Source organism: Paracoccus onchidii (assembly GCF_028294535.1).
Lineage (GTDB): Bacteria > Pseudomonadota > Alphaproteobacteria > Rhodobacterales > Rhodobacteraceae > Paracoccus > Paracoccus onchidii.
In genome coordinates this window covers 1-14,129 of the sequence record NZ_JAQBIE010000003.1, presented here as the reverse complement: position 1 = coordinate 14,129, position 14,129 = coordinate 1, and the positions used below count along the sequence as shown (strand labels likewise).

Below are 14,129 nucleotides of genomic sequence, written 5' to 3'. Positions count from 1 at the left end.
TCTAATGACAGGCCCCGTGTCAAGCAAATGACCTGTGCGCGGGCATCCACTCTGGCCGATGTTCGCCTTTCGTGCTAGTGCAGGAAAAAACAAGGGGGCAGCCATGCGGGTCATGGGCATCGATCCGGGATTGCGGAATATGGGCTGGGGTATCATCGACATGGATGGGCCAAGGCTGCGGCATGTCGCGAATGGTGTCGTGCACAGCGTCGCCGATGGTAGCAAGGCGGATCTGGCGGCGCGGTTGTCGCTTCTGTTTCAGGGGCTGAACCGCGTCATTGCGCAATACCGTCCCGAAGCTGCGGCGGTTGAGCAAACTTTCGTCAACAAGGATGCGACGGGCACGCTGAAGCTGGGTCAGGCACGCGGTATCGCATTGCTCGCGCCCGCCGAAGCGGGTTTGCAAGTCGGTGAATATGCCCCGAACGCGGTCAAGAAAACGGTTGTTGGCGTGGGACATGCCGGCAAGGAACAGGTTCAGCACATGGTGCGCGTGCAACTGCCGGGCGTCAAATTCGAGACAGCAGATGCCGCTGATGCGCTGGCTATCGCGATATGTCACGCGCACCATCTGCAGGGACGCGTGATGCGTGTGGCTGCAAGCAACAGGGGAACGATATGATCGGTCGTATTGCAGGTGTGATACTACACCGAGGACAGGATCAGGTGCTGATCGATGTGCGTGGTATCGGCTATATCGTGCATGTCAGCGAAAGAACCGCCGCCAGCCTGCCACCGGCGGGTGAGGCGGTCGCGCTATATACGGAACTTTTGGTGCGCGAAGATCTGCTGCAGCTTTTCGGATTCGCGACCATGCTGGAAAAAGAATGGCACCGGTTGCTGACCAGCGTGCAGGGTGTGGGTGCCAAGGTGTCGCTGGCGGTGTTGGGAACCCTGGGGGCCGAAGGATTGTCGCGGGCTATTACATTGGGGGACTGGTCGGCGGTTCGAAAGGCACCGGGAGTGGGGCCAAAGCTTGCGCAACGCGTGGTTCTGGAACTGAAGGACAAGGCGCCGGGCATCATGGCTTTGGGAGGAAACCTGACAGTTGATGCAGGACATCCGCAGATAGGGGGAGCGGTTTCTACGGGCATCGAGCCCGCAGAAACCGCCGCCGCGGCATCGGCCTCGATGGCCGATGCCGCGGCGCGCCCCGCCTCTGATACGGCGCAATCGGCAACTGCGGCAGCAGAAGCACTGTCTGCCCTGATCAATCTTGGATATGGTCACGGTGAAGCCGCCGCTGCGGTTGCCGAGGCCCAGACGGATCAAGCTTCGGCGCAAACCCCGGCATTGATCCGTGCGGCGCTTCGGTTATTGGCGCCGAAAGGCTAAGGGTGGAATGAAGTGTTCGATGTCTTGCAATTTGAACGGGTGCCACTTGCCTGGTCACATTCGCTTTCTGGGCCGGATCGAAAATGACGCAATCTGATCCCACTCTGCGACCCGAGCCTATCGAGGGCGAGACGGAAGACCGCGCGTTGCGTCCTCAGGCCCTGACGGATTTCGTTGGTCAGGCAGAAGCACGCGCCAATCTGCGTGTTTTTATCGACAGTGCCCGCATGCGTGGCAAAGCGATGGATCATACATTGTTTTTCGGCCCGCCGGGATTGGGCAAGACGACGCTCGCCCAGATCATGGCACGTGAATTGGGGGTCAGTTTTCGCATGACCTCGGGGCCGGTTCTGGCGCGCGCGGGGGATCTTGCGGCGATCCTGACCAATCTTGAGGCGCGTGATGTGCTGTTCATCGATGAGATCCATCGCATGAACCCGGCCGTAGAAGAGGTTCTTTATCCGGCGATGGAGGATTTCGAGCTGGATCTGGTTATTGGTGAAGGTCCTGCCGCGCGCACTGTGCGGATCGAATTGCAGCCTTTCACACTGGTCGGGGCGACGACGCGCTTAGGATTGCTGACGACCCCTTTGCGCGACCGGTTCGGGATTCCGACGCGCCTGCAATTCTATACGATTGCCGAGTTGAACCAGATTGTGCAAAGGGGCGCGCGCATGCTGGGTATCGATGCCGATCCGGACGGCACGCATGAAATTGCGCGGCGGGCCCGTGGCACACCGCGGATCGCCGGGCGGCTGTTGCGCCGGGTCGTCGATTTTGCTTTGGTCGAAGGGGATGGTCGCCTGACCCGGGAGATTGCCGACAGTGCCCTGACCCGCCTGGGCGTTGACGACCTGGGGCTGGACGGTGCTGACCGGCGCTATCTTCTGCTGATGGCGGAACATTATGGCGGCGGTCCCGTGGGTGTCGAGACATTGTCCGCTGCGCTCTCGGAAAGCCGAGATGCGATCGAAGAGGTGATCGAGCCCTATCTTCTGCAGCAAGGTCTGATTGCAAGAACGCCGCGCGGACGGATGCTTGCACCTCGGGCATGGGCGCATCTGGGTCTGGCTGCGCCCGCGCCGACTGGTCAGCAAAGCCTGTTTGGTAACTGATCGGGGCGATGCCCCGATCAGTTACCATCACGTTTCCGGCGCCGTCTTCAGGATCAGGGCGTCAGGCCCTCGGGGTCCGGCAAGCCGTTCGCGCGTGCCGTGGCGGTCAGGGTATTGGCCAGCAGACAGGCAATGGTCATCGGGCCAACGCCTCCGGGAACCGGCGTGATCGCGCCTGCGACCTGCGCCGCGGCTGCGAAATCCACGTCTCCGACCAGCCCGTCATCCGTGCGGTTGATTCCCACATCAATCACAGTTGCGCCGGGTTTCACCCAATCGGCCTTCACGAAATTCGCCCGGCCAACTGCCGCCACAAGGATGTCGGCCTGTTGGCACAGCTGCGGCAGATCGACGGTGCGGGAATGGGCGATCGTCACCGTGGCGCTGTCGCGAAGCAGAAGCTGGGCCATCGGTTTTCCGACGATATTGCTGCGCCCCAGCACCACCGCACTTTTGCCCGAAAGATCGCCAAGCTGGTCACGCAGCAGCATCAGGCATCCCAAGGGGGTGCAGGGCACCATCGCGTTTTGCCCCGTTGCAAGGCGCCCGACATTCTGGATGTGGAAGCCATCGACATCCTTGTCGGGGTCGATCGCGTTGATGACTGCCGCTTCATCCATATGGGAGGGCAGGGGAAGCTGCACCAGAATACCGTTCACCGCCGGATCGGCATTCAGCCGCTCGATCAGGGTCAGCAATTCATCCTGCGAGATGTCCGCCGACAGCTTGTGTTCGTAAGAGTTCATGCCGACCTGAACGGTCTGCTTGCCCTTGGAGCGGACATAGACCTGACTTGCAGGGTCCTCGCCGACCAGAACGACCGCCAGACCCGGTGTGATGCCACGGTCCTTCAGTGCCTTGACCTCATCGGCGATCCGTTCGCGCAGCCCGGCCGCAAAGGCCTTGCCATCAATCAGCGTCGCGGTCATCAACATTTCCTTTCAAATGGCTGTCTTCCTGGGCAATGGCGGCCTCGACAAGAGCGCGCCAGATCGGGCCGATCAGATCGGGGTCCAGCCCCGCCGCGCGCGCATTGCGCCGGGCATTCTCGACCACCTCTTCGACGCGCCAGTCGATGCGTGCAGGCAGGCCTTCACGCGCCTTGATCTGTGCCGCCCTGTCGATCAGCTCGCGCCGCTGCGCGAGCAGCGAGATAAGCTGACCATCGACCTCGTCGATTTTCAGGCGCAATGCGGTCATGTCGGCGATGTCGTCAAACTGGTTCATGAGGGCGTAACTTGCACCTGATCGTTTCTGATGGGTCTGTCGCACCGTGATACGCATTTGCCGGCGATGCGGGCAAGTGGATTTCACGGCCTTGCGACGACATGAAAAAAGCCCCGTCCGGATGGGCGGGGCTTTGTGCGGGTCAGGCCGGAGCCGGATCACCGCCCGGAGTGGGCTTGCCGGTCTTTGGAACAGCGGTCACCGAGGGGATTGCGCTGCCCGGCGTATCGTCATCGCCGCCCAGCTGTTCGCCACGGATGATCTTGCCGATCTCTTCGCCAGTCAGGGTTTCATATTCCAGCAGGCCCTGAGCAAGGCGTTCGAATTCTTCGTTCTTTTCGATCAGGATGCGGCGGGCTTCGGCATAGCCTTCTTCGATCAGGTCATGCACTTCCTGCTCGATAAGTTCCTTGGTTGCCGCAGAGACCGAAAAACCGCCCGTGCTGCCCGAATATCCCTCATGGGCTTCGGCATAATCGATATTGCCGACCTTGTCCGACATGCCCCAGCGCATGACCATGGCGCGAGCAAGGCCGGAGGCTTGCTGAATGTCACCGGCGGGGCCATTGGACACGCCTTCCTCACCGTATTTGATGATTTCGGCGGCCTTGCCGGCCATGGTCATCGCCAGTTTCTGCTTGGCTTCATCCTTGTGGAAGTTCAGCCGATCCATTTCGGGCAGGCTGACCACCATACCAAGGGCGCCGCCACGCGGAATGATCGTCGCCTTGTAGACCGGATCGCATTTGGGCAGCGACAGTCCGACGATGGCGTGACCGGCCTCGTGATAGGCGGTTTTTTCCTTTTGCTCGGGCGACAGAACCATGCTGCGTCGTTCGACGCCCAGCATCACCTTGTCCTTGGCGTTTTCGAAATCTTCCATGCTGACAAAACGCCGTCCGATGCGGGCAGCCATCAGCGCGGCTTCGTTCACGAGGTTCATCAGATCGGCGCCGGAAAACCCGGGCGTGCCGCGCGCGATGATGCGCAGATCGACATCGGGGCCGACCGGGACCTTGCGGGCATGGACCGACAGGATCTTCTCACGGCCCTTGATATCGGGGTTCGGCACGTGGATCTGACGGTCGAAGCGGCCCGGACGCAACAGGGCAGGGTCCAGAACGTCCTTGCGGTTCGTCGCGGCGATGATGATGATGCCTTCATTCGCCTCGAAACCGTCCATTTCGACCAGCAACTGGTTCAGTGTCTGTTCGCGTTCGTCGTTGCCGCCGCCGATGCCGACGCCGCGCGAGCGTCCGACCGCGTCGATCTCGTCGATGAACAGGATACAGGGGGCGCTTTTCTTCGCCTGTTCGAACATGTCGCGCACACGGCTGGCGCCGACGCCGACGAACATTTCCACGAAATCAGAGCCCGAGATGGTGAAGAACGGCACACCGGCTTCGCCTGCGATGGCGCGGGCCAGCAGCGTCTTACCGGTGCCCGGAGGGCCGACCAGCAGCGCGCCTTTCGGGATCTTGCCGCCCAGACGGCTGAATTTCTGCGGATTGCGCAGGAATTCGACGATCTCTTCCAGTTCTTCCTTGGCTTCGTCGATGCCGGCCACGTCGTCAAAGGTCACGCGGCCATGCTTTTCGGTCAGCAGCTTGGCGCGCGATTTGCCAAAGCCCATCGCCCCGCCTTTGCCACCACCCTGCATGCGGTTCATGAAGAAGATCCACACACCGATCAGCAGGATGAAAGGCAGCCAGACCCCCAGCATCGACATAAAGCCCGATTGCTGTTGCTTGACCACCTTGACGTCGACATTCTTGTCGATCAGCCGGTCGGTGATTTCCTCGCCCAAGGGGCGTACGGTGGAATATTGCTGCCCATCCGCGCCGGTGATCATCAGGTCTTCGCCATCTATGGTCACGGCAGAAATCTGATCGTTGTCGACGCGTTCGACAAAATCGGAATAGCTGATCTGCCGGCTGTTCATCGTCGCTGTTCCGTCGCTGAACAGGTTGAACAGCGCCAGGATCATCAGGAACAGAACGACCCAGAAGGCCAAGTTACGTGCGTTGCCCAAAACGGGTCCTCCGGCGGAATTCGGTTTGCAATGAAAATAGGGATTATTGCCGCAGGTTCAATGCGCCATGACAAGACTGCGAAAATCCGTCGCGCTTCGCAGCGGAGTCACGCGAAATGCGCCCTGTGGTTGCAGCAATGGCGCCTCGATCAGCTGATTCCGGTCATAGATTGCCGGGCTTGCGATGGCTTCGTCATGCGACAGCCCATGGTCGCGCCAGTTCAGGCCGGACAGGTTGCGCAGCCCAAGGGCCGAAATCCGGAGATGCGCGGGAAGATCGGTGATTCGCCAGCGCCCGTCCCAGGTCGTGCGACCCGCTGCGGCCCGCAGTGCCGCAGCGGGTTCGCGGATGATGTGCAACCGGTCACCCCGTGGATGGATCAGCACGCCGTCAAGCGTGACCCGTTTGCCTGCGTTCACTGCGTCCATTGCGTGGGAAACCGTGGCGCGACGCGCCGGATAGGGCGCCCCCGTCACCCAGCGGGTCGCGGCAATCAGGATGCGCCTGCGAATTTCGGCGGGTGCGTCATGAAAGGCAACCACGTCCAGATCGACTGCGGCGTTGGCAAAATTCGCGTCGGCACAGGTTTGCAAAGCATAATATGACAGCGCGGAGCGAACCTCGCGCAGATTGGCGGCTGATTCGGCGATCCGGGCGATCTGCCATCCCGATGAACGCAGCACCTTGCGCACCCGGACCCGTTCATAGTCGTCGTTCTCATTGCTGGGATCATCTATCCAATCGAGATGCTCGGCCTGCAACCAGTCGCGCAGGTCATCGCGGGTCACGTCCAGCATCGGGCGCAGCCAGATCGTGCCGTGCGCCTGACGAGCGGGGGCCATGGCCGCCAAACCATCAACCCCAGCGCCGCGATCAAGCCGCATCACCAACGTTTCGGCCTGATCATCCGCGGTGTGACCCAATGCAATCATGGCCAGATCATTGGCTTTGGCCCAATGTGACAACAGGTGCAGTCTTGCTTTACGCGCCTCGGCCATCAGGTTGCCGGATCCCGTGACCGGTCTTTGCCAGGTCAGGATGTCGTGGCGCAGGCCCAGATCTGCCGCTTGCCGGGCCACGGTGTCGGCCTCGGCGCGGCTTTCGGGACGTAATCCATGATCAACTGTCGCCACCTGAACGCGCCGGTTGATGCGCCATCGCGCGATCATATGCATCAGCGCGACGGAATCGCCCCCGCCCGATACGGCCACGCCCAATGCGGGGCTGGACCCGGCCAGACGGTCCAGGTTGGCGCGAACCCTGACGAAAGGATCGACAGCCACGGTGTTTATGTCGTCGAAATCATTGATAATCGGCCAGATCGGCAGCCGCTTCGGGGTCCAGGTTGCCGAACTCGGAAGGGGTTGCAAAGCCCTGATCCAGATCCACATGGCCAAGATCGATTCCACCACAGTTCAGAACAGTCATGCGACGCTCGGCCTCTTGGGCGGCGTCGCTGCCGGGAAACCGGGCGGGGATCTCTGCCAGATACAGGCACGAGGCCGTCGCATCACCATCAGATGCGATAACCCGGGCAAGACCAAGCAGGCTTTCTGCTGCCCGGGGGCCGTCGGGCGATGCGGCGAAACCTTCCAGCCACGCAGCCGCCGCCCCTGAGGAATCGCCAAGACTGTCCAGCGCCGCACCGCGCAGGAACAGGGCTTCGGCGGTCAGCGGCCCGCCCGCATGGTTTTCCGCGACTTCGCCGAACAACTGCGCGGCCCGTTGAAAATCCCCATCGTTCAGTGCTGCGCGTGCCAGATCGAAATCGGCCTGTTCGGCATTGGTGGTTGCCTTGCCGGGCGGGGCAGTTTCAACCCCGGATTGGGCCGGCCCAACCTGAGGCGAGGCCGCGCCGCCTGCCGCCAGCCCCCCAAGATCCGGCGTCGTCAACGCCCCCAGATCACAGGTTTCGTCCATCTCGCACAGGCGGAACTCGATATCGTCAATGCGGCGTGTGCCGTCCGCCACGATACGCCTGACGCGGTTTTGCAGTTGTTCCACCCGATCCGTCAGGTAGGTCAGGTGGCGTTCCATCGCATTCATGCGGTCAATGGCCGCATCGCCACCCGCGGCCTGAAAGCCCGCCGCCCCGGAGGCCACCAGCTCCGAGCGCAGCGATTGCAATTCGTTGCGCAGCTGGTTCAGATCGCCGCGCAAATCGGCCAGGTTCGGTTCTTGCGCGGCGGCAGGCGTCAGGCATGCCATGATCAGCGTCAGCAGCAGGGCGGCAAGATGTTTCATCAGGATGCGGGTCCGGTGTCAGTGACGACGGTCACGGCGCGACGGTTCTTGGCATAACATGCCTCGTCCGAGCAGGTCTCGACCGGGCGTTCCTTGCCGAAGCTGAGGGTCCGGATGCGTCCTGCGGCGACACCCTGGGCAATCAGATATTCCTGAACCGCGCTGGCGCGGCGTGCGCCAAGGGCCAGGTTGTATTCACGGGTGCCGGTTTCCTCGGCATGGCCCTGAACGACCGCATTGAAGTTGGTGTATTTGTTCAGCCATTCGGCCTGACGTGTCAGCACGCTGCGTGCCTCACCCGTCAGGGTCGTCTGACCCGAAGGAAACAGGACCGTGTCCCCGATCGAGCTTGCGAAATACTGCGCCGTGGCCTCGGCGCCCAACGCGCCGCCGGCCAGTTCGCCCTGATACAGCGCGCCGGAGGTGGTGTTTGCATAGGGATCATAGATTTGCTGGGGTGCTTGGGGTTGCTGGGCGCAGGCGGCCAGCCCCAACAGGCAGACGAGGGTAACGGGCTTGATCCAGGCTTTCATCTCGGATTCCTTCGGGCATATTCCTTACGGCATCAACGGACCCCAAGACGGGTCCGAGGCGGCAAAGTCAAGGTCCAGCGGTCGCATATTGCGCCCGGTGATGTCGACGGAATGCAATCGCGGCTGACCGTTTCCGCCGGGCGTGACACGGGTGAACATCACGACGCGGCCATTGGGCGCCCAGGTCGGGCCTTCGTCAAGGAAAGATTCGGTCAGATTTTTCTCGGCCGAGCCATCCGTGCGCATGACGCCAATATGAAAACGTTCGCCCAATTGCTTGGTAAAGGCGATCATGTCACCTTTGGGCGACCATGCCGGGGTGCCATATCTGCCCTCGCCAAAGCTGATGCGCTCGGGCTCGCCGCCTTCCAGCCCCACGATATACAGCTGGGGCGTGCCCGAGCGATCGGATTCAAATACGATCCGCTTGCCATCGGGGCTGAAGCTTGGCGAGGTTTCGATCGACGGCGAAGATGTCAGCGGTCGTTGCGCGCCGGTGGCCGAGTCCATCAGCCAGATATCGGTATTGCCGCCTTTTTCCAGCGAATAGACGATCCAGCGACCATCCGGGCTGTAGCGCGGGGCGAACGCCATGCTGTCGCCCCCTTGCGTTAGCGGCCGCGATGTGACGTTGGCCACATCCATGACCCGGATCTGAGGAAAACCGCTGTCAAAGCTGGTGAACAGAATGGTCTTGCCGTCGGGCGAAAAATTGGGGGCCAGCACCAGGGATGAACTGTCAGTCATCCACAGGATGTTCGCGCCATCGTAATCCATGACCCCGATGCGCTTGATGCGTGCATCCTTGGGGCCGGTTTCCTGCACAAAGGCGACGCGGCTGTCGAAATAGGGCGCCTCACCGGTCAGGCGGGTATAGATCTGGTCGGCGATCTTGTGCGCCGCCCGCCGCCAGTCACCGGCGCGAGCATCGAACTGCATCCCGTCACCCTGCGGCTGTCCGGCAAAGACATCGAACAGGCGGAATTTGACGCTGATCTCATTGCCCGATCCGATGACTTCGGCCGTGACCAGTGCCTGTGCATTGACCGCGCGCCAATCTTCATAGGCAATCGCCTCGGCAAAGCTTCCGGGGCGCGCTATATGGGCATCGGACGGAATTTCGCGGAACAATCCGGTGCCGGTCAGATCATCTGCGACGACCTTGCGGATTTTGGCGGCAACTTCGCTATCGCCAAAGAAATCCGGAATCGCGATCGGCATGGGTTCGACCACACCGTCGGTGATTTCAATGCGCAAGGGGCCATCCTGCGCCGCTGCGGGCAGCGGGGCAATGGGTGCGGTGGCCAGACCAAGGGCAAGCAGCAATGTCAGTTCGCGGAACATGTTGTCCTCTCTAACCTTTTTTGCGGGGGCGCAAAAGTACGGTGAAATACCTATGCACCATTAGTTGAATCCAATGCCTTCGGGGCGGAAATCGACGATGACTTCTTGCCAGCGGCCATATTTTTCGGCGGGCAGCGGATAGCCGTTGCGCCCGCACATCAGGATCGCGCGGCGGGCCACTTCGAAGGCATTCTGGGCGGCGAATTGCGATCCGCCGCGCTGATCGACCAGACGCAGGCTGTTGGCATCGGGGCGACCGTCCGGGCCCATCCGGAATTCGACCGAAACCGACATGCGGGCAGCCTCGAGGGACAAGGCCCCGACATTCCAGCATTGCTGGATCGCCGTGCGAAAACCATCACGTTCCGAAAGTGAAAGGGGCTGGCCAAGCGGCGCAGCCCCAGGGTCGTTCTGTCCGGCATCCGAACGTTCGTCAGGTGCGGGAAGTGGTGTCGGTGTAATCGGCACCGGGGCCAGCTGCATCGGGTCCGGTGCCGGTTCCGAAGGGGTGGATTGGGCGCCGGACAAGGCACCGGACAGTGCCGCCCCCAGTGCATCCTGCGTTGCCGAGGCTCCGCTGCCGCCTTCGATACGCTGGCGATCACCGGCGAAGGCATCGCCAGTTGTATCGGAATCGGCGGTGCCATCGCCCTGTTGCTGGGCTTCGCGCAATGCATCCTCCAGCGCCTGGCGATCCGCGGCTTCCTGCTCGGCGGCGCGACGTTCTTCTTCCTGCCGGGCCTCTTCGGCCAGCCGTTCTTGTTCGGCGCGTTGGGCAGCCTGCCGTTCGGCCTCTGCCTGCCGTTCAGCCTCTGCCTGCCGTTCGGCCTCCGCCTGCCGTTCGGCTTCCAGTCGTTCCGCGTCGCGTTCGGCCTGTTCGGCAGCTTGCCGTTCTGCTTCTTGACGGGCCGCTTCCTGCCGTTCAGCCTCTGCCTGCCGCTCGGCCTCTGCTTGCCGCTCGGCTTCGGCCTGACGTTCGGTTTCCAGTCGGTCCGCCTCGGCTTGTCTGGCTGCTTCCGCGGCGCGCTCGGCTTCGCGGGCGGCTTCTGCGGCGGCAGCTTGCGCAGCCAGTCGCGCGTTGCGGTTGGCAACAAGGTCTTCGGGCCGCGGCTGAGGCAAGGCGGACCTGTTCAGGGCAAGGGCCGAGCTTGGCGGGACGGGTGGCGCGACCTCATCAGGTTGGGTGATGCTGGGTGGGGTTGGGCTGGATGGGGTCGACTGTGGTGCTGAAACCGGTGCGGTGGCCGCGTCTGGGATAGGAGGCGTGGTTTCCTCGATCTCAGGCGTTTCGGGCGCCGCCGGCAGCGAACTGGCCGCCTCGACACGGGGCTGGGCGTCAAAATCGCTCAGATCAGGGCTGGAATCCGAAATGTCAGGCTGCGCCAGCTCTTCTGCGTTCGATTCGGCTGCGGGCGAGGGCAAGGATTCGGGAACCTGCCCGGCATTGTCCCCGGTTTCGGGTGGGGGGATGGTGGCGACGGTCGTGGCGTCCTGCGACACCGGTCCCGCCCCCCGCGAGGCTGCTGCATAGGCTTCGAATTCTGCGCCGCTCATGGTGGCGACCTCGGTGCTGCGCACCGGAACCGAGGGTTGAGGACGAAACAGAACCCCGCCCAGCAACGCCCACAGGATCAGCCCGGCATGCGCCATGCCCGATACCCAATATCCAATTCGGCGCTCGCGGTCCTCCATCGATCAGCGATCCAGTCGCGGGCCGCCGGTATCGGTGACCAGAACGATATTGGTATAGCCTGCCGCGTTCAGTGCACCCATGACCTGAACGACACGCGAATAGGGAATGCCGCCGTCAGCCCGCAAAAAGATCTTGTCTGTCTGGCGTTCGGCCAGAACGGCGCGCAGGCGTGCGACGACCTCGTCATCTGCGACGGGTGCGTTCATCAATGTGATGGCGCCATCGGCGGGAATGGAAATGACCAGCGGCTCTTCGGGTTCCGAAGGCACGGCCGTCGCGGCCGTCTTGGGCAGGTTGATCGGAACCCCTGCGGTCATCAACGGCGCGGCCACCATGAAGATGACTAGCAAAACCAGCATCACGTCCACGAAAGGCGTCACGTTGATTTCTGACATGGGCGCGTTGCGACGCCGACCGCGCCCCTTGCGTCCAACCCTTTTGACGACATCGGCCATGTCCGCGCCCTCAGCTTTCGCCGTCGAGCTGACGTGACAGCAGCGTCGAGAATTCGTCGGCAAATGCTTCCCAGTTGCCGACGACCCGTTCGGCATCACCTGAAAGCTTGTTGTAGAAGATCACCGCCGGAATGGCCGCCAACAACCCCAGGGCGGTGGCCAGAAGCGCCTCGGCGATGCCTGGCGCAACCACGGCAAGGCTGGTGTTCTGAGACATCGCGATGCCTTCGAAGGCGGTCTTGATCCCCCAGACGGTGCCGAACAGACCGATGAAAGGCGCGGTTGATCCGACCGTTGCCAGAAAGGACAGCCCTTTGAACAGGCGCGATTCCTCGCGCTGGATGGCGACATTCATGGCGCGGTCGATACGTTGCACGCCGCCGGGAATGAGGGCGCCGTCGTCGCGATGGCTGCGGCGCCATTCGATCATGCCCGCCGCGAAGATGCGCTCTGACGCGCCCGAAGGGGTTTCGCCCAGCCGGTCGAACAGGTCGTCCAGCGGTTCACCTGACCAGAAGGCCCGATCAAAGCGGTTTGCTTCGCGCCGTGCGGCCGCAAAGCTGATGAATTTCTGGATGATGATGGCCCACCCCCAGAAAGACGCGACAATCAGCAAGATCATGACGATCTTGACCGTCAGCGATGCGCGCGCAAACAGCGCCACCAGCGAAAAATCGAGGGCCTGTGCGGCCTGAATGGGTTCCATAGTCACTGCCTCATCGTCAACGGGCCGGGTTGCCGGGCCTTTTAGCGCCTCTGTAGCAGGGCTTTTAGTCCCCTGCCTAACACAATGGCGTCACCAGAACTGCCATTATGTTTCAGGAAAATGTCAACCGATGGCACCGGGATTCACAAGTTTGCTGTTGTCGCGCATCGCCCGGGCGCAGGATATTCACCCTTGCACGGAGGCGTTCAGCCGTGTCGCCAGCAAGGCTGGCAGGCGTGTGGGACGTCCATGGCCGTCAAGGCAGGCGATCGTGACCTTGGCGTCGAACAACCTGTCTTCATCGCGCCACACTGTCTGGTCCATGATGATTCGTGCGGGGCTTAGTCTGGTCAGGCCGGTCTGCACCACCAGGCGATCGTCAAAGCGCGCGGGCCTGAGATAATCGGCCTCGATCCGGCGCACGGCGAAGACCTTGCCTTCGTCCTGCTTCATGGCGACCTGATCAACGCCAAGATCGCGCAGCCATTCCGACCGGCCGCGTTCGATGAATTTCAGGTAATTCGCGTAATAGACGATCCCGGCAAGGTCGGTGTCTTCGTAATAGACGCGGATATTCATTCGGTGCTTCATGGATCTATCCTAGGCAGAGGAATGATCCGCGGCAATTGCGCAAACGGTTCATCTTTCCAGCCTTGCGAACAGGCGCAGGGCATGGCTCGCGTCGGTCGCGGCGACTGGCATCGTCGGATCATAGGCCGCGCGGATCAAGGTCGCCAACCCGGCCGAAGGTGTAATGTCGGTTGCAAAGCTGAGGGTCGAACGCATCGTCAATGCCTCGGCCAGTTCGGCTGGATGCGCTTTTGACAATGCGCCCGACATGCGGATGAAATGCAGGCAGGCGCGGATCGCGCCGTCCGGATCAAATCGGAACAGGCGATACTGGTCGGCATTTTGTGATTGAAGGCGGGTCGGCAGATCGTCGCTGCCGGTCAACCGGTCCAGATCGGGCACGTGGTCAAGTTCGGACCAGTCGCGCACGAAAAACATCATCAAATTGCTGCCCAATTCAGGGTCGGTATCCGTCACCGGATGCCCGGCATGGGCAAAACCGGTGCGAATGACCTCGCGAAAGATGTTCAGGCTCTCATCCGCCAATCCGAAAATAACCGGCGCGACAGGGCGGCCCCAACGAGCGCAGAGATAGGTCCCGTCCTTGCGAGTGAACAGCGCGGTGATCTCTTCTGGCGTCATCAGCTTTCTTCCTGCGCTCGGTTGCTGCGTGCGATCGGTCGGTTCGACGTAAAACGGGGGGACTCGCCCCCCGTTTTCGTGTTGTCAGTGGTGGTCGTGATCAGTTGACGATGGTGGCTTCGGTTGCGGCGCGCAGTTCTTCTTCGGTCACGCCATCGGCGAGTTCGACGATCTTCAGGCCGCCCTCGACCACGTCCAGAACGCCCAGATTGGTGATGATGCGATTGACCAC

General features: G+C 62.0%; 15 protein-coding genes and 1 pseudogene. 3 read left to right on the top strand and 13 right to left on the bottom strand.

Annotated features, from left to right (window positions below; genetic code table 11):
* The first annotated feature begins 103 nt into the window (after nt 1-103).
* From ruvC to ruvB, 3 genes are all read left to right on the top strand, one after another.
* Nucleotides 104-622: a crossover junction endodeoxyribonuclease RuvC gene (ruvC, locus tag PAF17_RS02810; RefSeq protein WP_271887568.1), complete on the top strand. Its 519-nt coding sequence runs from the start codon at nt 104-106 to the stop codon at nt 620-622.
* On the top strand, nt 619-1,335 hold the full coding sequence (ruvA, locus tag PAF17_RS02805) for a Holliday junction branch migration protein RuvA (RefSeq protein WP_271887567.1): 717 nt from the start codon (nt 619-621) through the stop codon (nt 1,333-1,335). Before ruvC ends, ruvA begins: the two co-directional genes overlap by 4 nt.
* A gap of 83 nt (nt 1,336-1,418) precedes the next feature.
* A complete protein-coding gene (gene ruvB, locus PAF17_RS02800; protein WP_271887566.1) occupies nt 1,419-2,450 on the top strand; it encodes a Holliday junction branch migration DNA helicase RuvB in 1,032 nt (343 codons plus the stop codon).
* Nucleotides 2,451-2,503: 53 nt separating this feature from the next.
* On the opposite strand, the gene folD is transcribed toward ruvB, so the two are convergent.
* The 13 genes and pseudogenes from folD to PAF17_RS02735 all read right to left on the bottom strand — a co-directional run.
* Nucleotides 2,504-3,379: a bifunctional methylenetetrahydrofolate dehydrogenase/methenyltetrahydrofolate cyclohydrolase FolD gene (folD, locus tag PAF17_RS02795; RefSeq protein ID WP_271887565.1), complete on the bottom strand. Its 876-nt coding sequence runs from the start codon at nt 3,377-3,379 to the stop codon at nt 2,504-2,506.
* Complete coding sequence (locus tag PAF17_RS02790; protein ID WP_271887564.1) at nt 3,360-3,677, bottom strand: chorismate mutase; 318 nt, start codon at nt 3,675-3,677, stop codon at nt 3,360-3,362. Before PAF17_RS02790 ends, folD begins: the two co-directional genes overlap by 20 nt.
* Before the next feature lie 142 nt (nt 3,678-3,819).
* The gene (ftsH, locus tag PAF17_RS02785) at nt 3,820-5,709 is read right to left on the bottom strand and encodes an ATP-dependent zinc metalloprotease FtsH (RefSeq protein WP_271887563.1); all 1,890 of its coding nucleotides are present in this window, start codon (nt 5,707-5,709) and stop codon (nt 3,820-3,822) included.
* A 57-nt stretch (nt 5,710-5,766) separates the two neighbouring features.
* Entirely contained in the window at nt 5,767-7,080 is a 1,314-nt protein-coding gene (gene tilS, locus PAF17_RS02780) for a tRNA lysidine(34) synthetase TilS (RefSeq protein WP_271887562.1), read from the bottom strand.
* A complete protein-coding gene (locus PAF17_RS02775; protein WP_271887561.1) occupies nt 7,013-7,954 on the bottom strand; it encodes a tetratricopeptide repeat protein in 942 nt (313 codons plus the stop codon). Before PAF17_RS02775 ends, tilS begins: the two co-directional genes overlap by 68 nt.
* Complete coding sequence (gene pal / locus PAF17_RS02770; RefSeq protein WP_271887560.1) at nt 7,954-8,487, bottom strand: peptidoglycan-associated lipoprotein Pal; 534 nt, start codon at nt 8,485-8,487, stop codon at nt 7,954-7,956. Before pal ends, PAF17_RS02775 begins: the two co-directional genes overlap by 1 nt.
* A 24-nt stretch (nt 8,488-8,511) precedes the next feature.
* Nucleotides 8,512-9,831: a Tol-Pal system beta propeller repeat protein TolB gene (gene tolB / locus PAF17_RS02765; RefSeq protein WP_271887559.1), complete on the bottom strand. Its 1,320-nt coding sequence runs from the start codon at nt 9,829-9,831 to the stop codon at nt 8,512-8,514.
* A 60-nt stretch (nt 9,832-9,891) separates the two neighbouring features.
* A complete protein-coding gene (locus tag PAF17_RS02760; RefSeq protein WP_271887558.1) occupies nt 9,892-11,523 on the bottom strand; it encodes a protein TolA in 1,632 nt (543 codons plus the stop codon).
* Between the two features lie 3 nt (nt 11,524-11,526).
* Entirely contained in the window at nt 11,527-11,979 is a 453-nt protein-coding gene (locus PAF17_RS02755; RefSeq protein ID WP_271887557.1) for an ExbD/TolR family protein, read from the bottom strand.
* A gap of 10 nt (nt 11,980-11,989) precedes the next feature.
* The gene (tolQ, locus tag PAF17_RS02750) at nt 11,990-12,685 is read right to left on the bottom strand and encodes a protein TolQ (RefSeq protein WP_271887556.1); all 696 of its coding nucleotides are present in this window, start codon (nt 12,683-12,685) and stop codon (nt 11,990-11,992) included.
* A gap of 186 nt (nt 12,686-12,871) precedes the next feature.
* Entirely contained in the window at nt 12,872-13,276 is a 405-nt protein-coding gene (gene ybgC / locus PAF17_RS02745; RefSeq protein ID WP_271887555.1) for a tol-pal system-associated acyl-CoA thioesterase, read from the bottom strand.
* A gap of 48 nt (nt 13,277-13,324) precedes the next feature.
* On the bottom strand, nt 13,325-13,897 hold the full coding sequence (locus PAF17_RS02740; protein WP_271887554.1) for a hypothetical protein: 573 nt from the start codon (nt 13,895-13,897) through the stop codon (nt 13,325-13,327).
* 100 nt (nt 13,898-13,997) lie between these two features.
* Nucleotides 13,998-14,129: pseudogene (locus tag PAF17_RS02735) on the bottom strand (succinyl-CoA--3-ketoacid-CoA transferase); the annotation flags it as partial.